Here is a 19,223-nt window from a genome sequence, read left to right as displayed (position 1 = left end):
TACGTGCTCACAGCCCGGACGAGGCAACTCTGGCACATCCCGCGAACCGTCCGACGCGAGGGTCCACTAGGAACCCCTCCTCCCCGACCAGGGCATTCGCCCGCTTTCGTACTCCATCGGCGGTGAGTGCGAATTGCCACTCTTCAGCGACTCTCATGCGACTTACGACGTATGCCGAGCCGGGACCCCAACGGTCCCAGGCCCGGCACAGTGCGGCACTCCTCTTGCCTCGCGGCTCACACGTTTGGGGGCGTCCCCTCGATCGGGCGTCCGAGAGCGGCGCTGTCGCCACCGGGAGCCGGGCGCTTCTGCCAGGGCAACGGGCCGCCCGGTGGCCGGTAATCGACCCCCAGTGCATCAAGCCGCCGGTAGTGCGCGGCCATTCGCGCCTCGAAACCGGCGAAGTCCCGCTCGGCGGGCGCCGGCAGGTCCGACCAGGCGACTTCGGCGAACGCGGCCAGGCGGGGGAACGTCTGGTAGTCGACGCGGCTCTGGTTCTCCGTCACCTCGGTCCAGACGTTGGCCTGGGTGCCCAGAATGTGCCGTGCCTCTTCGGGTGTGAGTTCGGTCGGTACGGGCTCGAAGCGGTAGACGTCCTCCAGGGTGCGTACGTACCCGATGGGCATCGGTTCGTCCGGGCCGCCGTGCTGGCGGTGGTCCAGGTACACCTGCTGCTCGGGGCACATGACGACGTCGTGGCCGGCCCGGGCGGCGGCGATCCCGCCCGCGTAGCCGCGCCAGGAGGAGACGGCGGCTCCCGGCGCGAGGCCGCCTTCGAGGATCTCGTCCCAGCCGATGAGACGGCGGCCGCGGGCGGTGAGCCAGGTGTCGAAGTGGCGGACGAACCAGGACTGGAGTCCGTCCTCGTCGGCCAGGCCGAGTTCCTTGATGCGGGCCTGGGCGGCCGGAGACCGCCTCCACTGGTCCTTCAGCGCCTCGTCGCCTCCCACGTGGACGAATGCGGAGGGGAAGAGGCCGAGGACTTCCTCGAATACGCCTTCGAAGAAGCGGAGGGTGTTGTCGGTGGGGGCGAGTACGTTCGGATTGATGCCCCAGGTGTCCCAGACGGAGAGGGTGGTGTCGATGACGTCCGTGTTGCCGAGTTCCGGATACGCGGCGATGGCCGCCTGCGAATGGCCCGGGATGTCGATCTCGGGGACGACGGTGATATGCCGCTGCGCCGCGTACGCGACGATCTCGCGGATGTCGTCCTGCGTGTAGTAACCGCCGTGCGGTGTCTCCGTCCACAGGCCGGAGGCCCGGTGGCCGTATTTGGTGCGCGGCCGCCACGCGCCGGTCTCCGTCAGTTTCGGGTGGCGCTCGATCTCGATGCGCCAGCCCTGGTCGTCGGTGAGGTGGAGGTGGAAGACGTTGAGCTTGTGCGCGGCGAGCAGGTCCAGGTAGCGCAGTACGCCGTCCTTGGGCATGAAGTGGCGTGCCACGTCGAGCATCAGGCCGCGCCAGGCGAAGCGCGGCCTGTCCTCGATGGCCACCATCGGTACGGACCACTGGCGGGCCGGGTCGACGGGCGCGCGCCGGAAGGCGTCCGGGCCGAGCAGCTGACGCAGTGTCTGGGCGCCCCAGAAGACGCCCGCCGGGCCGCCGCCCTCGATGAGGACGAGGTAGCCGTCGACGACCAGGCGGTAGCCCTCCGGACCGAGTTCCTGTCCGGTCTCGGGGTCGATCCGCAGCTCGATGCGGTTGCCGTCGCGGCCGGCGTCGGTGCCGTCCGCCAGCGGCAGCCCGGTGGCGGCGCCCACCGTGGCGCGCAGCCAGTGGGCGACGCCCTCGGTGCCGGGATGGGCGAACAGGGCGGTGTCGCGGCCCAGGGGGTAGTGGCCCTGGGCGGGGGGCGCCCAGGCAGCGGCTCCGGGAGCCGGTACCAGATCGAGCATGGCGTCAGTCCTTAACCGCTCCGCCCAGTCCCGAGACCAGGCGTCGCTGTACGAGTACGAAGAAGACGAGCACCGGGACGGTCATCACCGTCGAGGCTGCCATGATCCCTCCCCAGTCGTTCTCCTCCGGTTTGAAGAAGACCAGCAGTGCCATCGGAAGTGTCGACTGCGAGGTGTCACTGATGATGAAGGACTTCGCGAAGAGGAAGTCGTTCCAGGTCGAGATGAAGGAGAAGACGCTGGTCGCGACGAGCCCGGGGAAGACCAGCGGGAAAAGGATCTGCCACAGGAAACGGGAGCGGCTCGCTCCGTCGATGTACGCCGCCTCTTCCAGCGCCTCGGGAACGGCCTTCACGAATCCGCGCAGCATCCACACCGCGAAGGGCAGCGAGAAGGCGATGTGCGGCAGGATCAGCGAGCCGAGCGTGTTGAGCTGCCCGAAGTCCCTCATCAGGAAGAAGAGAGGGATCGTCAGTGCTTCGATCGGCACCATCTGGGCGACCAGGAACATGATCAGGAGGGTGGTGCGGAACTTGAAGCGGAAGCGGGTGACCGCTGTCGCCGCGAGAAAGGCGATCAGCGCGGAGGCGATCACGACCACCGATGCGACCAGCAGGCTGTTGAGGAAATAACGGCCGAATTCCTGCTGTTCGAAGACGCGCCGGAACGAGTCGAGGGAGGGAGAGAGCGTCCACGGTCTGGCCTCCGTCGACTGGATCTCGCCCGCCGGTTTGAAGGCGGAAAGCACCATCCAGTAGAGGGGGAAGGCGACGGCCAGCGCGATCAGCAGCGCGGACGCCTCTGCGGCGAGGCGCCAGGGGCGGCGTACGAGACTCACAGTTCTTCTCCCTGACGTCGCAGCAGCCGCAGGTACACGAGCGTGACCGCGAGCAGGATCAGCAGCATGACGACGCCGATCGCCGAGCCCAGGCTGTACTGCGAGGACGCGAAGGCCTTCTGGTAGGCGTAGACGTTGAGGACGAGGTTCTGGCCGGCGATGCCGCCGCCGTTGGTCATGACGTAGATCTGGGTGAAGATCTTGAAGTCCCAGATCACCGACTGGATGGTGACGACCACCAGGATCGGCCGCAGCATCGGCGCCATGACCGACCGCCAGATCCGCCACTGGGACGCCCCGTCGAGGGACGCCGCCTCCAGTACCTCCGCCGGGATCGCCCTGATGCCCGCGTAGACGGTCACCATCACGAACGGGAACGAGCACCAGACCACTTCGAGGAGTACGAGCGTGAAGGCGCTGTAGCGTCCGTACGTCCACGAGTGGTCGCCGAGCCCCAGCACCTTGTTGACGGGCCCGAAGTCCGGGTCGAAGAGAAACACCCAGACGGTGGATCCGGTGATCGCCGGGGTCGCCCACGCACCGAGTGCGGCCATCATCAGCGCGAGGCGCGGCACGGCCCGTACGCGCGTCAGCAGCACGGCCAGCGCGCAGCCGAGGGAGAGTGTCGCGAGGACGCAGGCGGCCGCGAAGACGACGGTCGCGAGGAGCACCTGCCAGAACTGCGGGTCGCCGAAGAGCGTGGTGTAGTTCCCCAGGCCCTTGAAGGAGGTCGGCTCACCGCCGCTGACCTGCGCCTGCGTGTACTCCAGGAAGGAGATCAGGCCGAGCTGGTAGATCGGGTAGACGAGCAGGCCGCCCAGGACGACCAGAGCAGGCGCGAGGTAGAGCCACGGCGTCCAACCGCTGCCGCGTCGTGCGATCGCGCTCATACCGCTCAACCCGCCGCTCCGAACGCGTCGTTCATCTTCTTCGCCGCGTCGCCGGAGGCCGCCGTCACGTCCTTGCGGCCGCTGACGATCTCCTGGAACATCGTCGGCAGGACCAGCGAGGAGTCGATCTGCGCCCAGCCCGGCGAGGCCGGGGCCGCCTTGGCGCCCGCCGCGAGCGTCTCGATGAAGGGCTCGACGAACGGCTCCTTCTTCGCCGCCGTCTCGCGCACGTCGGTGTACGTCGGCAGGAAGCCCATCGCGTCGAAGAGCTCGCCCTGCGCCTTCTTCCCGGCCAGCCGCTTCATCAGGTCGACGGCGAGCGTGCGGTGCGAACTGCTCTTCAGTACGCCGAGGTTGTTGCCGCCCGCGAACGCCGGCGCGATCTCTCCCGCCTTCACGCCGGGCAGCGGCACCACCGCGTACTTGCCCTTCACCTTGCCCGCCTCGACGGCGGCGTGGCTGAAGTCGCCGCCGATCGCCATGCCCGCCTTGCCGGACGCGAAGGCGGTGACGGTGTCGTTGCCGCCCATCTCGGCGCACTTGGCGGCCGGGCAGTTGTCGGGGCCGAAGAGGGAGGTGTACGCCTTGATGCCCTTCCGGGCCGCGGGGCTGTCGATGGCGGAGGTGTACGTTCCGCCGCTCTCCTCGGCGAGTTCGCCGCCGTTGGCCCAGATGAAGGGCATCGCGCCGTACGTGTAGGCGCCGCCGACCGCGAGCCCGTACAGCTCCGGCTTCGCCTTGCGGATCCTCTTTGCGGCGGTGACGAGTTCGGCCTGCGACTTCGGCGGCTTCAGTCCCAGCTCCTCGAAGACGTCGGTGCGGTAGTACAGCGCGCGTACGCCGACGAAGAACGGGGCGCCGTACACCTTTCCGCCGACCGAAACCGACTGCTTGGCGGCCGGGTCGGTGTCCTTGGTCTCGGCCCAGGCGCCGAACTCCTCGGTGATGTCGGCGAGTCCGCCGTCCTTGACGTAGCCGGCGGTGTCGGTGTTGCCGTACTCGATGAGGTCGGGGGCGCTCTCCGGGTCGTTGAAGGCGGCCTTGATCTTCTGGGCGCGGGTCTCGACCGGTATGTACTCGACCTCGACCTCGGCGTCCTTGTGCTGCGCGCGGAAGGCGTCGACGGCCCGGTCGACGACGTTCTGCTTGGGCGCGTTGCCGACCTCCTGGAAGAGCCAGACACGCAGCGTGCCGCTCTTCTCGTCCTTCTTCGCGCTGTTGTCGGAGGTCTGCGGGGCGCAGGCGGTGGCGGTCAGGCCGGCCAGCACGAGTGCGGCTGCCGGCGCGGCGATTCGGGCGGAGAACTTCATCCGGGACTCCTGTGAGTCGGCATTGCAACATGCGCAACGTCGGTTTCGCACTGCACAACAGGCAGGAGGCTAAAGGGAGCCCCGCAGGGCCGACAAGAGGTCTGAACCACTTGGGTGCCGTCTCCACCACCTTGTGACCGGCGCGAGCACTCCGCGCAACGCGGACGGCCCCCGCGGCGCGCCGATGCGCACCACGGGGGCCGTGCCCTTGTTCTGCTGTTCCGCCTGCCGCTGCCGGCGTACTACTTCTTTCCGCTGTTGTCCTTGCCGCCCTTGTCCTTGCCGCCGCCCGCGCCGAGATCCTCGAAGATCTCCTTGCACATGGGGCAGACCGGATACTTCTTCGGGTCACGGCCCGGGACCCAGACCTTGCCGCAGAGCGCCACGACGGGCGTACCGTCGAGTGCGCTCGCCATGATCTTGTCCTTCTGGACGTAATGGGCGTACCGCTCGTGGTCTCCGTCGCCGCGCGAGGTCTGCGGCGTCGGCTCGACGAGGGTCCCCGTACCTGCCCCGCGCTCGGGCTCGGGCTCAAGAGTGCTCATGGCGTCCAAGGGTACCCACGCGCGCGGATTCCCGGGAGCTTCGGCGGGCCGCCGGACGCGGCGCGAGTCCCGGCGCCGCCACCCCGGCGTCCGCCACCCGCGGCTGAGGAACGCGCTCCCGGTGACCGTGCGCTCCCCGGTCCCGGCCCGCGGGGCGCACCCGCCGGCGGAGCGCTTCTCCCGGCCCGGGCGGCCGGGGCCGGGGCCGGACGGGTCAGTTGAGCGAGGGGTCGTCCGGGTACGTCGCCATCATCGCGAGCCTGCTGCGCTGTCTGCGCAGTACGGCCCGCCAGAGGCCCTCCGGCTCCGGCGACGACACGTCGCCGGGCTCCGACTCCACGACGTACCAGGCCCCGGTCCCGAGTTCCTCCTCCAGCTGCCCGGGACCCCACCCCGAGTAACCGGCGAAGATGCGCAGCGAGCCGAGCGCCGCCGCGAGGAGCTCCGGCGGGGCCTCCAGGTCGACCAGTCCGATCGCGCCGTGCACCCGCCGCCAGCCGAGCGGGCCCTCGTCACCGGGGATCACCGCGACGCCGAGCGCGGAGTCGAGGGAGACCGGGCCGCCCTGGAAGACGACGCCCGGTTCACCCGCCAGGGGCGCCCAGGGCAGCAGGATGTCGCCGACGCCCACCGGCGTCGGGCGGTTGAGGACCACGCCGAGCGAGCCCTCCTCGTCGTGGTCGAGGAGAAGCACCACCGCGCGGTCGAAATTCGGGTCCGCCAGGGCCGGGCTGGCCACCAGCAGCCGCCCTGTGAGAGAGGACACCTCCGTCATGGCAGACATGATCCCGCACATTGGCCCTCCGGGGGGAGCGGACGGCACTGCGCACGCGTGCGCAGCTCAGGGCGTACGGCGGCAGCGGGAGCGCGCACCGGCGGAACGTCACCCTCCGCAGAGACCGCTGTGCGGAGCGTGTTGTGTCTGATTCATGACATGCGAGCACCCCCCTTGGCCTTATGGCACAGGGGTAGTCGCCCCTTACTCTTTTCTCTGGCCACCTGTCCGACAACACCGGAACGCGAGATCCATGACCGGCACTGAAGATGTACTGCTCGTCCACGGCGGCACCCCGCTCGAGGGCGAGATCCGCGTCCGCGGCGCGAAGAACCTGGTGCCGAAGGCGATGGTCGCCGCGCTCCTCGGCAGCGGTCCGAGCCGGCTGCGCAACGTGCCCGACATCCGCGACGTGCGTGTCGTACGCGGACTGCTCCAGCTGCACGGCGTGACGGTCCGCCCCGGCGAGGAACCGGGCGAGCTGATCCTCGACCCGTCCCACGTCGAGTCCGCCAACGTCGCCGACATCGACGCGCACGCGGGATCCTCGCGCATCCCGATCCTCTTCTGCGGCCCGCTGCTGCACCGGCTCGGCCACGCCTTCATCCCGGGCCTGGGCGGCTGCGACATCGGCGGCCGGCCGATCGACTTCCACTTCGAGGTGCTCCGCCAGTTCGGCGCGACGATCGAGAAGCGGGCGGACGGCCAGTACCTGGAGGCCCCGCAGCGGCTGCGCGGCTGCAAGATCCGGCTGCCGTACCCGTCGGTCGGCTCGACGGAACAGGTGCTGCTGACGGCCGTGCTGGCCGAGGGCGTCACCGAGCTGTCGAACGCCGCCGTGGAGCCGGAGATCGAGGACCTCATCTGCGTCCTGCAGAAGATGGGCGCGATCATCTCCATGGACACCGACCGGACCATCCGGATCACCGGTGTCGACTCGCTCGACGGCTACACCCACCGCGCGCTCCCGGACCGCTTGGAGGCGGCCTCCTGGGCGTCCGCGGCGCTCGCCACCGAGGGCAACATCTACGTGCGCGGCGCGCAGCAGCGCTCGATGATGACCTTCCTCAACACGTACCGGAAGGTCGGCGGCGCCTTCGAGATCGACGACGCGGGCATCCGCTTCTGGCACCCGGGCGGCCCGCTCAACGCGATCGCCCTGGAGACCGACGTGCACCCCGGCTTCCAGACCGACTGGCAGCAGCCGCTGGTCGTCGCCCTGACGCAGGCGTCGGGCCTGTCCATCGTCCACGAGACGGTGTACGAGTCGCGCCTGGGCTTCACGTCCGCGCTGAACCAGATGGGCGCGCACATCCAGCTCTACCGCGAGTGCCTGGGCGGCTCGGACTGCCGCTTCGGCCAGCGCAACTTCCTGCACTCGGCGGTCGTCAGCGGCCCGACGAAGCTCCAGGGCGCGGATCTGGTCATCCCCGACCTGCGCGGCGGCTTCTCTTACCTGATCGCGGCCCTCGCGGCCCAGGGCACGTCCCGGGTCCACGGCATCGACCTGATCAACCGCGGCTACGAGAACTTCATGGACAAGCTCGTCGAGCTCGGCGCGAAGGTCGAGCTGCCGGGCGGCGCGCTCGTCTGAGGATCTGCCGAAAGTTTGCGTCACGCCGAAGGGGCGGCCACCCGGATCATCCGGGTGGCCGCCCCTTCGGCCGTGCTCAGTCCTGTCCGGCGGAGACCGAGGTGCTCTTCGACGCCCGGCCGTCCGTGCCGGCCTGGCCCGGGGCCGATCCGATGCTGGCGGCGAGCGTCGCCGTCAGGAGCGCGGCACCCACCAGAAGGAGGGAACGGCTCGGTCGGGCCGGGTTCGATGCGCGCACGGGTGCTCCTGGGTCAGGGGGTCGTGGTGTCGGCGAAGCCGTTCCTCACCACTTTCCCGGGACGTAAACCACCCGACCGGGAATGCGTCCGAAATGTGCCGGAAATTCCTCGTCGACGGGCGCCTGGGTCCCGTTCCGCACCGTGGGCGGCGCCCTGACGGGCGCCGGCACCGGCGGCTGGAGACCGTGGCCGGGCTTCTGCGGGGACACGGCGCCCCGCCGGGCCCCGGAGGGCCCGCCCCGCCGCCGGGGCCGCCACCGGCGCCGCTGCGGCTCCGGCGGCGGGTCCGCCGGCCGCCGGAGCCGCTCCCCGGGCGCCCGGCATCGCGGCGGGCCCCGTACGCAGGTGTGCGAGCGCACAAGTACACACGCGCCCGGACGCACCGAAGGGGGCGGTCGTCCGGCATGTTCCGGACGACCGCCCCCTTCGGGTCTGCCTTGGGTGTTACTTGCCCTTGGCGGCTTCCTTGAGCTTGGAGCCCGCGGAGACCTTCACGCTGTAGCCGGCCGGGATCTGGATCGGGTCGCCGGTCTGCGGGTTACGAGCGGTGCGAGCGGCACGGTGGGTGCGCTCGAAGGTCAGGAAGCCGGGGATGGTGACCTTCTCGTCGCCCTTGGCGACGATCTCACCGACGGTCTCGGCAAGAGCGGCCAGCACGGCGTCGGCGTCCTTGCGGGTCACGTCGGCGCGGTCGGCCAGGGCGGCCACCAGCTCACTGCGGTTCATGTTGTTACTCCCGTGTTCTTCTTGCCTGTAAGGCGTGAGATCGAAGCCGATGCTGCCAGGGCCCTCGGACAGTCCCCGGACCCGGGTCTGTCGTCAGACCCTCGCGCCCAAATACGCATCCTGCCCCCACCAGCGGCGGGAAAGCCAATCCGGCACCCTCCGGAGTCACACGAAAAGCGCCACGGCCTCGCCTTGGTGACGCTCCGTCCGCTGCCGGAAGCGGACCGCAGGGTCTGCGGGACCCTGCGGGCTCATTGCCCGCCACCCTAAAGGGGTCCCTCGGAGCCCGCGACCCGCGACGCGCCGGGTGGATCCCGTCGGGAAGGGCCAGGAGGGGTCAGGCGGACGTGGAACCCGTCACAGTGGACCCCACGGCCTTCGCGGCCGTGCGGACGGCGCCCGCGACCGCGCCCGCGACCTTGTCGTTGAAGACGGACGGGATGATGTAGTTCGCGTTGAGCTCGTCCTCGGTGACGACGTCCGCGAGGGCGGCGGCCGCGGCCAGCATCATCTCCGTGTTGACGGTCCGCGAGTGGGCGTCCAGGAGGCCGCGGAAGACGCCGGGGAAGACCAGCACGTTGTTGATCTGGTTCGGGAAGTCCGAGCGCCCCGTGGCCACAACGGCCGCCGTCCGTCGGGCGACTGTCGGCTCGACCTCCGGGTCGGGATTCGCGAGCGCGAACACGATCGCGCCGTCCGCCATCGCCGCGACGTCGTCGCCGCCCAGGACGTTGGGCGCCGAGACGCCGATGAAGACGTCCGCGCCGACCACGGCCTCCTTGAGGGTGCCGGTGACGCCCTCCGGGTTGGTGTTGTCGGCGATCCAGCGCAGCGCCGACTCCGGGGCCGCGTCGACGAGGTCCTCGCGGGCCGCGTGCACCACGCCGTGGATGTCCGCGACGACCGCGTGCTTGACACCCGCGGCGATCAGGAGCTTGAGGATGGCCGTGCCGGCCGCGCCGGCGCCGGACATGACGACCCGTACGTCGCCGATCGACTTGCCGACCACGCGCAGCGCGTTGGTCAGCGAGGCGAGCACCACGATGGCCGTGCCGTGCTGGTCGTCGTGGAAGACGGGGATGTCGAGGGCCTCGCGCAGGCGGGCCTCGATCTCGAAGCAGCGGGGCGCGGAGATGTCCTCGAGGTTGATGCCCGCGAAGCCGGGGGCGATGGCCTTGACGATCTCGACGATCGCGTCGGTGTCCTGGGTGTCCAGGCAGATCGGCCAGGCGTCGATGCCGGCGAAGCGCTTGAAGAGGGCCGCCTTGCCCTCCATGACCGGCAGTGCGGCCATCGGGCCGATGTTGCCGAGGCCGAGCACCGCGGAGCCGTCCGTCACCACGGCGACGGAGTTGCGCTTGATGGTGAGGCGGCGGGCGTCCTCGGGGTTCTCGGCGATCGCCATGCAGACGCGCGCGACGCCCGGGGTGTAGATCATCGAGAGGTCGTCACGGCTGCGGATGGGGTGCTTGGACGCCATCTCGATCTTGCCGCCGAGGTGCATCAGGAACGTACGGTCGGAGACCTTGCCCAGCACCACGCCCTCGATCTCGCGCAGTCCCTCGACGATCTCGTCGGCGTGCGCGGTCGAGGTGGCCGCGATCGTGACGTCGATCCGCAGCTTCTCGTGGCCGGAGGCGGTCACGTCGAGGCCGGTCACCGACCCGCCGGAGGACTCCACGGCCGTGGTGAGCTGGCTGACCGCGGTCCCGCTCGCGGGGACCTCCAGCCGGACCGTCATCGAGTACGAGACGCTGGGCGCCGTTGCCATGGCCGACTTCCTCTGCTTTCCCTAGCTTCATTGCTACGCGGCCGCGACTGGTGCCCGGCAACGCCTTCCGATGGTCGCACCTACCTGCGGGTAGCAGGTAATGCGGTCATTTAGTTTTCGGAAACTGTTTTCCACCATACGAGAACCGCAGGTGAAACAGAAGAGGTCCGTGGCACCCGGGGGTGCCACGGACCTCTTCTTTGTATGTATCTACGTACTGAGTGACACCGGCCCGCCATGCTCGCCTCGCGGCAAGTGGTCGCTCGTAGCGACTAAGGTTGGGCCCGGGGGCTTGGATCGAGCCGGTGCCACCCCCAGGCTAACAAACCACCCCGGCAAGTGACGGCCCCGTCCCATGTTGACTTCGGTTCAGTCCCCCAGCAGCGCGGGGATCCCGTCCGGACCGGGCTTGTCCCGCTCCCCGGACACGACCGTGAGCTGCTGCGTCGCACGCGTCAGCGCCACGTACAGCACCCGCAGGCCCGCCGGGGACTCCTCCGCGATCTCGGCCGGCGCCACGACGACCGTCGCGTCGTACTCCAGACCCTTCGCCTCCAGGCTGCCGAGCGCCACCACGCGCTCGCCGAGCGGCGCGAGCCACTTGCGGGCCTGCGCGCGCCGGTGCATCGCCACGACGACGCCGACGGTGCCGTCCACGCGGTCCAGGAGGCGCTGCGCCTCCTGGCGGGTGGTCCGGGCGAGGTCGTTGTCCCGTACGACGGCGAAGCGCGGCTCCACACCCGTGGACCGGACCGCCGCGGGCGACTCCATGCCGGGCATGGCGCGCTCCAGGACCTTGGCCGCCAGGGCCGCGATCTCCGCCGGGTTGCGGTAGTTCACGGTGAGCGTGAAGCGGCGGCGCGGGCGGGCGCCGAGGGCCTCGTCGCGGGCCGCGGCCGCCTCGTCCGGGTCGGTCCACGAGGACTGCGCCGCGTCGCCGACGATCGTCCAGGTGGCGTGCCGGCCGCGGCGGCCGACCATCCGCCACTGCATGGGCGTGAGGTCCTGGGCCTCGTCGACGATGACGTGCGCGTACTCCGTGCGCTCCTGCGCGAGCCGCTCGGCCCGCTCCCACTGGGTCTCCTCGCGCCGCGGCATCAGCTCCTCCAGGCCGCTGAGCTGGTCCAGGGGGTCGTACTCGCGCTTGCGTCTGGGGCGCGCCGGGGCGCCGAGCAGCGTCTGGAGCTCGTCGAGGAGCGCCACGTCGTGCACCGACAGCGGGCCGTTGCCGTCCGCGTCCAGGCGGCGCAGGGAGCGGGCCAGCTGACGGGTCTCGCGCGGGTTCAGCGCGCGGCGGGCCCAGCGGCCCAGGCGTTTGTCGTCGGCCATGGCGGCGAGCACCCGGCGCGGGGTGAGCTCGGGCCACCAGGCGTCGAGGAACTCGATGAAGTCGGTCTCGGTCGAGATGTCCTCGTCGAAGCCCGAGCGGAGCTCGGCGATCAGTTCCTGGTCCCCCCCGAAAGAAGACACGGCTCTGCCCCGGCCGCTGGACTTGGACCAGAGGGCGTCCAGGAGGAGCTTGCGGGCGCGGGGGCGCAGCAGGTTGACGGGGGCGGTGCCGCTGAGGACGTTGTGGCGGATGCGCTTCAGCTCTTCGGCTTCCAGCTCCACGCGCTGACCGAAGGCGACCACGCGCAGGCGGGTGGGGGTCTCGTTCCCGCCGGGCGCGTTCTCCTCCTCCTCGCCGAACGCCAGCTGGCCGTCCTCGGCGGGGGCCGCCGGGGCGGGCGGCGCGTCCAGGGCGCCGCGTGCCGCGTTGCGCAGCACCTTGAGCATGCGGGAGGAGCCCTTGATGCGGGCGATGTTCGGTTCGTCGTACGTCGACGCCTCCGCGCCGTCGACCAGCGAGCCCACCGCGCGGATCGCGACCTGGCCCTCCTCGCCGAGGGACGGCAGCACGCCCTCGGTGTACGCGACGAGCAGCGGCGTCGGGGACACGATGAGGATGCCGCCCGCGTACTTCCGCCGGTCCTGGTAGAGCAGGTACGCGGCGCGGTGCAGGGCCACGGCGGTCTTGCCGGTGCCGGGACCGCCGGAGACCTCCGTGACGGAGGCGGCGGGGGCGCGGATGACCATGTCCTGCTCGGCCTGGATGGACGACACGATGTCGCGCATGGTGTGGCTGCGGGCCTGCCCGAGCGCCGCCATCAGGGCGCCGTCGCCGATGACGGGCAGCGGGGCGCCGCCGAGGGTGGCGGTCAGCTCCGGGCGCATCAGGTCGTCCTCGACGCCGAGCACCTTGCGGCCCTTGGAGCGGATGACCCGGCGGCGTACGACGCGGCCCGGCTCCTTGGGCGTGGAGCGGTAGAACGGCGCGGCGGCCGGGGCGCGCCAGTCGATGACCAGCGGGGAGTAGTCGGAGTCGAGTACGCCGATGCGCCCGATGTGCAGGGTCTCGGCGATCTCCGCGGTGAGGTCGGGGCGCACCGCGTCCTCGGCCGGCTCCACCGAGGTGTACGCGCCGTCCGGGCCCTTCTCGCCGTCCCTGCCCAGGAGCAGGTCGATGCGTCCGAAGAGGAAGTCCTCGAACTCGTTGTTGAGCCGGTTGAGGTGGATTCCGGCGCGGAAGACCTGCGCGTCGCGCTCGGCGAGCGCGCCGGGCGTGCCGACCTGGCCGCGCTGAGCGGCGTCGTTCATGAGGAATTCCGCCTCGTGGATCTTCTCCTCCAGACGGCGGTACACCTGATCCAGATGATCCTGTTCCACACCGATCTCACGTGTCCGCGCCGACTCCTGGGAGGAGGAGTCGGACACGGAATTCACGGAATCGACAGCGGCATCCTGCGCGGCCACCGAGGCCCCCTTCTGACGTGCTGCGGGCAGCCGTCAACCGTACGCGACGGGGAGCCGCGACCGCACCTGCCAGGAACGGCGAATTGTGCCGGTCTGTCAGGCTTCGACCTCGACCAGGCGCTGTCCGTCGAAGGTCCGGACCTCGAAGCGGTCGATCTCGCCGCGGTCCATCGCCGCGCCGCCGTGGACGTACAGCGGGTTCTTCGCCGCCTTGTGCGTGCTGTCCGGGATGCCGTAGCCCCATGCGGGGACGGCCCAGCTCGTCACCGTCTCCTCCTCGCCGTCCTTCGAGACGGCGATCAGGCTGCACTTCAGCGGGCCCCTGACGTTCTTGAGTTCCAGGACGGTGTGGGTTCCCCAGCCCTTCTTCTCCATGCCGACGGCCGCACTGACCTCGGTGACGGCGTCGGTCGCGGCGATCTTCTCCTCCATGTGGTGGAAGAAGGCGTCCTCGGCCGGACTGGTGGGGTGGACCCCTCCCGCGACGTTGCCGGCCGGGCCGCCCCTGCCGTCACCGTCCGAGGTGGCCAGGAGGGTGACCGCGGGGCCGCCGACGGCCAGTACCGCGGCGGCCGCGACCAGGTAGAGCCCGCGGCGGCGGCTTCGCGCGCGGCCCGCGGCGACCTCGCCGGTCAGCCGACCGAGGAGCTGGGGGCTCGGCTCGGTCAACCGCGGCGGCGGGCCCGGGGATTCGGCCAGGGCCGCCATCATCGGCTCCATGCCGGCGAAGTCGTCGAGCTGGGCTGCGCAGCGGTCGCAGCCGGCCAGGTGGGCCTCGAAGGCGGTGGCGTCCGCGTCGTCCAGGATGCCGAGCACGTAGGCGCCGACGGCGTCGTGCCCGGAGTGCCGGTCGTACGTCGTCATACCGCCACCCCTCGTTCCTCCAGCGCGAGCTTCATCGAGCGCAGTGCGTAGAAGACCCGGGACCTGACGGTCCCGCTGGGTATGCCCAGCACTTCGGCCGCCTCGTTGACCGTACGCCCCCTGAAGTACGTCTCGACAAGTGCTTCCCGGTGGGCGGGGGTCAAATCGTCGAGCGCGTCGGAGAGCGTCATCAGCCACAGCGCCTTGTCGATCTCGTCCTCCGCGGGCATGACCTCCAGCGGCGACGGATCGACCTCCTGCGGCCGGGACTGCCGGCTGCGGTGGTTGTCGATGACGATGCGGCGCGCGACCGTCACCAGCCAGGGGCGGACGGAACCGGTGGCCCGGTTGAGCCGACCGGCGTTCTTCCAGGCACGGATGAGCGTCTCCTGCACGACGTCCTCGGCGCGCTGGCGGTCGCCGGCGACGAGACGCAGTACGTAGGCGAGCAGCGGCCCGGCGTGTTCACGGTAGAGCGCTCGCATCAACTCCTCGTCGGGTAGCGGCCTTTGGGCGCGTGGGCGCTCGCTGCGATGTCGAGCCCTGTGCTGACGGCTATCGGCCACGGCCGCATCCTCGCGCACCCGAACCTCCCGGTCGAGACCCCGTGTGGCTCCCTCCCCCATCACTACGCAGGCGTGTGGCGATCGACTCAACGCGATCCGGGGAAACTCTCGGCGCGCGTCGCCGCCAGCGCGCGCCGCCGGTGCCGGGCGACCCGTTCCCGGTTGCCGCACACCTCGCTGGAGCACCAGCGCCTGCGGCGGCCCCTGGACGTGTCCAGGTACAGGCGGCGGCAGCCGCCTCCCTCGCACGCGCGCAGGCGGGCGCGGGCCACGGGATCGGTCAGCAGGTCCACCGCGTCCCGGGCGACGGCGGCGAGCAGGGCCGCGCGTTCGGGGGCGTCGCCGGTGAGCGCCCTGGCCCAGGCGCCGTCGGGGGTGCGTACGGCCCTGACGCCGGGGGGCGGGGCGGCGGCCAGGGCGTTGACGCGGTCCAGGGCCCGGGGGGCGGGGCTCCCCTCCAGCTCCGCGCGGACCAATTCACCGATGTGCGTGCGTACTTCGGTGAAGTCGTGGAGCCACGCGTCGTCCACGGCCTCCAGGGGCACGTCGTGGGGGACGAGCCGTGTGCCCACCAGCCACTCCCGCAGGCGTCCCGGGTGGCTCAGCTGCTCGGTGGGGTCCGGGCCCGTCGCCACCAGGTCCAGGCAGACCCGGCCGGAAACGAACCGCGACTCGCGTGCGCCCGTGTGCGCCGCCATGCGTCTGTCACCGCCTCGGGGTCACCGGTGGGTGCCTTCGCCGTCCCACCCAGAGTGCCCGGCGTTCCGGCCGGCCGGAACCCCTCCTACCGGTGCAGGATGCGCTGGAAGAGCCTGTGGTCGCGCCATGCGCCGTTGATGTGGAGGTACTCCGGGGCGATGCCGATCTCCTCGAAACCGTTCTTGGCCAGGACGCGCTGCGACGCGGCGTTGCCGAGGACGGTGCCGGCCTCGACCCGGTGCAGGCCGAGGTCGTCGCGAGCCGCGCGGCACACTTCCGCGACGGCGGCGGTGGCGAGGCCGCGGCCGGTGCGGGTGACGTCGGTCCAGTAACCGAGATTGGCGCTGCGGAAGGGGCCCAGGACGATGTTGGAGAGGGTGAGGCCGCCGATGACGGCTGCGCCCTCGGTGAGGATCCACGGCACTGCGCGCCCCTCCGCCGACTGCGCGGTCAGGCGGTCGGCCTGGCCCTCGGGGGTGTAGAAGGCGTCCGGGCGGTCCGGCTCCCAGGGGCGCATGTACGCGCGGCTGCGGGCCAGGGCCTCGGCGAGGGGGGCGGCGTCGTCGGGGGTGGCGGGGCGCAGGACGGTGCCGTCGGCGAGGGGGCGGGGGGCGGAGAACATCTTCGTACGGTAGGTGCGGCCGGGTGGGGAGGTGCCAGGGCCGGGGCTTCGTCCGCCGGACGCGGGGACTTCGGGCGCGGGGACTTCGGGGTCGGAGGCTTCGGGGTCGGGGCGTCTCCTCGGGTGCCGAACGTCCGGGTACGGGGACTTCTTCGGGGTGGCTGCGTTCGGCACCCTGCGGGGAGCGCCCCGGCACGCCCCCTCCCGCCACCGTGGCGGGTGGGGCGGGGGTGCGTACGTCCCACAGGGCAGCGGGGGTTACGCGTCCGCGTACTTCGTGTCCGCCGCCGGGTCCAGCGCCAGGCGGTAGCCGCGCTTGACCACCGTCTGGATGAGGTTGGGAGCGCCGAGGGAGGCGCGCAGGCGGGCCATCGCCGTTTCGACGGCGTGTTCGTCGCGGCCGGAACCCGGCAGTGCCCGGAGGAGGTCCGCCCGGGAGACGACCCAGCCCGGGCGGCGGGCCAGCGCCTGCAGCAGGGACATGCCCGCGGGTGGCACGGGACGCAGCTCGCCGTCGACCACGACGGCGTGGCCGCGGATCTCGACGCTGCGGCCCGCGACCGGCAGGGTGCGGGCGCGGTTCGGGAGTTCACGGCAGATCAGCTGGACCAGGGGGCCGAGGCGGAAGCGCTCGGGCTGCGCCGTGTCGATGCCGTGCGCCTGGAGGGGGAGGGCTGTCACCGGGCCCACGCAGGCCGACAGTACGTCGTGGCCGAGGGCCGCCAGGAGGCCGGGAAGCATGCCGCGTTCCTCGGCCCGGGAGAGGAGGGACGCCGCGGCGGGGGCGCTGGTGAAGGCCAGGGCGTCCACGCCGCGGCCCACCGTGGCGTCGATGAGGCGGTCGAGCGGCGTGATGTCCTCGGGCGGCATCCAGCGGTAGACCGGTACGCCGACGACTTCCGCGCCCCCGGCCCGCAGCGCCTCGACGAAGCCGGGCAGCGGTTCGCCGTGCAGCTGGATCGCGATGCGGCGGCCCTCCACGCCTTCGGCGAGGAGGCGGTCGAGGACCTCGGCCATGGACTCGGAGGTGGGTGACCACTCCTCGGTGAGACCGGCGGCGCGGATGGCGCCCTTCACCTTGGGGCCGCGGGCGAGGAGTTCGACGCCCTGGAGGCGGGACAGGAGGGCCTCGCCCAGGCCCCAGCCGTCCGCCGCCTCCACCCAGCCGCGGAAACCGATGGCCGTGGTGGCGATCACCACGTCGGGTGCGTGGTCGATGAGCTGTTCGGTGAGGGTGAGGAGTTCGCTGTCGTCGGCGAGCGGCACGATCCGCAGGGCGGGGGCGTGCAGGACCGCCGCGCCCCGGCGGGTCAGCAGCGTGCCCAGCTCGTCGGCGCGCCGGGCGGCGGTGACGCCGACGGTGAAGCCCGCGAGCGGGCCGTGCTCTGGTTCGTGCGTGGTGTTGTTCACGGACATCGCTACCCGGCTCCTGTGCTGGTGGTGCGGAGGACCGAGCCTGTCAACACCACGTGACAGGCTCGGTTCCTTCGTATTTCCCGGCCGTTAACGGAGTCGCGCGGCTCAGACCTCGGCGTAGGTGAGCTGCGGCTTCGCCGGTGTGGCGACCGGACGTCGAAGGTATACCGCCCAGGTGGCCGTGAAGCACACGGCGTAGAAGGCCAGGAAGGCCGCGAAGGCCGCCGTCCCCGTTCCCGCCGTCTGGAAGGACTGGCGGAAGGCGAGGTTGATCGCCAGCCCGCCGAGCGCGCCGACCGCGCCGATCAGGCCCATGGAGGCCCCGGAGAGCCGCCGCCCGTACGCGGCGGCCGCCTCGCCCTCCATGCCCTTCGCCAGCGCCTTCGCCTGGAAGATCGCGGGGATCATCTTGTACGTCGAGCCGTTGCCCAGGCCGGAGAGGACGAAGAGCGCTGTGAAGCCGGTGAGGAAGACGGGGAGCGACGCGGTCGTGGAGGCGTAGACGACGACGGATGTCGCGGCCGCCATCGCGGCGAAGTTCCACAGCGTGATGCGGGCGCCGCCGAAGCGGTCGGCGAGGGAGCCGCCGAGGGGCCGGATCAGGGAGCCGAGCAGCGGGCCGATGAAGGTGAGCGAGGCCGCCTGGAGCGGCGTACGGCCGAACTGGGTCTGGAGGACCAGGCCGAACGCGAAGCTGTAGCCGATGAAGGAGCCGAACGTCCCGACGTACAGGAAGGCCATGATCCACGTGTGCGCGTCGCGGACGGCCGCCTTCGCCGCCCCGGTGTCGTTGCGCACGGGCGCCAGGTTGTCCATCCGCAGCGCGGCGCACACGGCCGCGAGGATGATCAGCGGGATGTACGCGCCGAGCAGGACGCGGGGGTGGTCCGCCCCGGCCACGGCGATGACCAGCAGGCCGGCCAGCTGCACGACGGGTACGCCGATGTTGCCGCCGCCCGCGTTGAGGCCGAGCGCCCAGCCCTTCTTGCGGAGCGGGAAGAAGGAGTTGATGTTGGTCATGGAGGAGGCGAAGTTGCCGCCGCCGACGCCGGTGAGGGCCGCGACCACCATGAAGGTGGTGTAGGAGGTGCCCGGCTCCATCACGGCGTACGCCGCGCCCGTGGGCAGCAGGAGCATCAGCGCGCTGAAGACGGTCCAGTTGCGGCCGCCGAAGCGGGCCACGGCGAAGGTGTAGGGGATGCGGGCGACCGCTCCGACGAGGGTGGCCGTGCCGATCAGGAAGAACTTGCCGGCCGGGTCGATGCCGTACTCCGGACCCATGAAGAGCACCATGACGGACCACAGGGTCCAGATGGAGAACCCGACGTGCTCGGAGAGGACGGAGAAGAGCAGGTTGCGGCGGGCGATCCGCTCACCCGTCCGCTTCCAGAAGGTGTCGTCCTCGGGGTCCCACTGTTCGATCCACCGGCCTGCCATGACGTGCCTCCACGAGTGATCGGGTCGTGGAGGCGACGCTAGGCACGGCGGATTTCAGGCCCGTGCCGTGAGGTGACCGGCGCGCAACCTTGCTCTCACCCGGCTGTCACCGCTTCTGTGAGCGGCTTCCCCCGCGGGATGGGCCGCCGGGCCCCGGGCGCGGTCCGCGCTGGGCCGCGACGCCTTCCGGCCGGTCCGCGGCCAGGATCGCCAGACCGTCGGCGGCCGGACGGTGGCGGGCTC

Annotated in this window: 17 protein-coding genes; 1 reads left to right on the top strand and 16 read right to left on the bottom strand. The window is 71.2% G+C overall.

Going from position 1 to position 19,223, the window contains the following annotated elements:
* Window positions 1-236: 236 nt before the first annotated feature.
* From BN1555_RS19835 to BN1555_RS19810, 6 genes are all read right to left on the bottom strand, one after another.
* Window positions 237-1,895, bottom strand: coding sequence for a beta-N-acetylhexosaminidase (locus BN1555_RS19835; RefSeq protein ID WP_093800634.1), 1,659 nt, complete (start codon window positions 1,893-1,895; stop codon window positions 237-239).
* A 4-nt stretch (window positions 1,896-1,899) separates the two neighbouring features.
* Window positions 1,900-2,733, bottom strand: coding sequence for a carbohydrate ABC transporter permease (locus tag BN1555_RS19830; RefSeq protein WP_093800633.1), 834 nt, complete (start codon window positions 2,731-2,733; stop codon window positions 1,900-1,902).
* A complete protein-coding gene (locus BN1555_RS19825; RefSeq protein ID WP_093800632.1) occupies window positions 2,730-3,623 on the bottom strand; it encodes a carbohydrate ABC transporter permease in 894 nt (297 codons plus the stop codon). Before BN1555_RS19825 ends, BN1555_RS19830 begins: the two co-directional genes overlap by 4 nt.
* Before the next feature lie 5 nt (window positions 3,624-3,628).
* Window positions 3,629-4,933: an extracellular solute-binding protein gene (locus tag BN1555_RS19820; RefSeq protein WP_093800631.1), complete on the bottom strand. Its 1,305-nt coding sequence runs from the start codon at window positions 4,931-4,933 to the stop codon at window positions 3,629-3,631.
* 242 nt (window positions 4,934-5,175) lie between these two features.
* Window positions 5,176-5,478 (bottom strand): DUF3039 domain-containing protein, encoded by a 303-nt coding sequence (locus BN1555_RS19815; protein ID WP_093800630.1) that lies wholly within the window; start codon window positions 5,476-5,478, stop codon window positions 5,176-5,178.
* Window positions 5,479-5,692: 214 nt separating this feature from the next.
* Window positions 5,693-6,253, bottom strand: a complete 561-nt coding sequence (locus BN1555_RS19810) for a YqgE/AlgH family protein (protein ID WP_093800629.1) — start codon at window positions 6,251-6,253, stop codon at window positions 5,693-5,695.
* Window positions 6,254-6,506: 253 nt separating this feature from the next.
* On the opposite strand from BN1555_RS19810, the gene murA reads away from it, so the two are divergent.
* Window positions 6,507-7,847, top strand: a complete 1,341-nt coding sequence (gene murA, locus BN1555_RS19805) for a UDP-N-acetylglucosamine 1-carboxyvinyltransferase (protein WP_093800628.1) — start codon at window positions 6,507-6,509, stop codon at window positions 7,845-7,847.
* Between the two features lie 76 nt (window positions 7,848-7,923).
* Here murA and BN1555_RS39070 read toward each other — a convergent pair whose 3' ends face one another.
* The 10 genes from BN1555_RS39070 to BN1555_RS19760 form a co-directional block, all read right to left on the bottom strand.
* On the bottom strand, window positions 7,924-8,085 hold the full coding sequence (locus BN1555_RS39070; RefSeq protein ID WP_176710084.1) for a hypothetical protein: 162 nt from the start codon (window positions 8,083-8,085) through the stop codon (window positions 7,924-7,926).
* A gap of 445 nt (window positions 8,086-8,530) precedes the next feature.
* The gene (locus BN1555_RS19800) at window positions 8,531-8,812 is read right to left on the bottom strand and encodes an HU family DNA-binding protein (RefSeq protein WP_028815325.1); all 282 of its coding nucleotides are present in this window, start codon (window positions 8,810-8,812) and stop codon (window positions 8,531-8,533) included.
* 337 nt (window positions 8,813-9,149) lie between these two features.
* Window positions 9,150-10,583, bottom strand: a complete 1,434-nt coding sequence (locus tag BN1555_RS19795; protein ID WP_093800627.1) for an NAD-dependent malic enzyme — start codon at window positions 10,581-10,583, stop codon at window positions 9,150-9,152.
* Window positions 10,584-10,952: 369 nt separating this feature from the next.
* Window positions 10,953-13,337 (bottom strand): HelD family protein, encoded by a 2,385-nt coding sequence (locus BN1555_RS19790; protein WP_093800626.1) that lies wholly within the window; start codon window positions 13,335-13,337, stop codon window positions 10,953-10,955.
* 135 nt (window positions 13,338-13,472) lie between these two features.
* Entirely contained in the window at window positions 13,473-14,240 is a 768-nt protein-coding gene (locus tag BN1555_RS19785) for an anti-sigma factor family protein (protein ID WP_093800625.1), read from the bottom strand.
* Window positions 14,237-14,866, bottom strand: a complete 630-nt coding sequence (locus tag BN1555_RS19780) for a sigma-70 family RNA polymerase sigma factor (protein ID WP_176710083.1) — start codon at window positions 14,864-14,866, stop codon at window positions 14,237-14,239. Before BN1555_RS19780 ends, BN1555_RS19785 begins: the two co-directional genes overlap by 4 nt.
* 26 nt (window positions 14,867-14,892) lie before the next feature.
* A complete protein-coding gene (locus BN1555_RS19775; protein ID WP_093800623.1) occupies window positions 14,893-15,504 on the bottom strand; it encodes a CGNR zinc finger domain-containing protein in 612 nt (203 codons plus the stop codon).
* 86 nt (window positions 15,505-15,590) lie between these two features.
* On the bottom strand, window positions 15,591-16,127 hold the full coding sequence (locus tag BN1555_RS19770) for a GNAT family N-acetyltransferase (protein WP_093800622.1): 537 nt from the start codon (window positions 16,125-16,127) through the stop codon (window positions 15,591-15,593).
* A gap of 258 nt (window positions 16,128-16,385) precedes the next feature.
* Entirely contained in the window at window positions 16,386-17,543 is a 1,158-nt protein-coding gene (locus BN1555_RS19765; protein ID WP_093800621.1) for a uroporphyrinogen-III synthase, read from the bottom strand.
* A 105-nt stretch (window positions 17,544-17,648) separates the two neighbouring features.
* Window positions 17,649-18,980 carry an MFS transporter gene (locus tag BN1555_RS19760; RefSeq protein WP_093800620.1) on the bottom strand — a complete coding sequence of 444 codons (1,332 nt, stop codon included), beginning with the start codon at window positions 18,978-18,980 and terminating at the stop codon, window positions 17,649-17,651.
* Window positions 18,981-19,223 lie beyond the last annotated feature (243 nt).

Source organism: Streptomyces sp. Wb2n-11 (assembly GCF_001049855.1).
In the GTDB taxonomy this organism is placed as follows: domain Bacteria; phylum Actinomycetota; class Actinomycetes; order Streptomycetales; family Streptomycetaceae; genus Streptomyces; species Streptomyces altiplanensis.
This window is presented reverse-complemented; position numbering and strand designations above follow the sequence as displayed.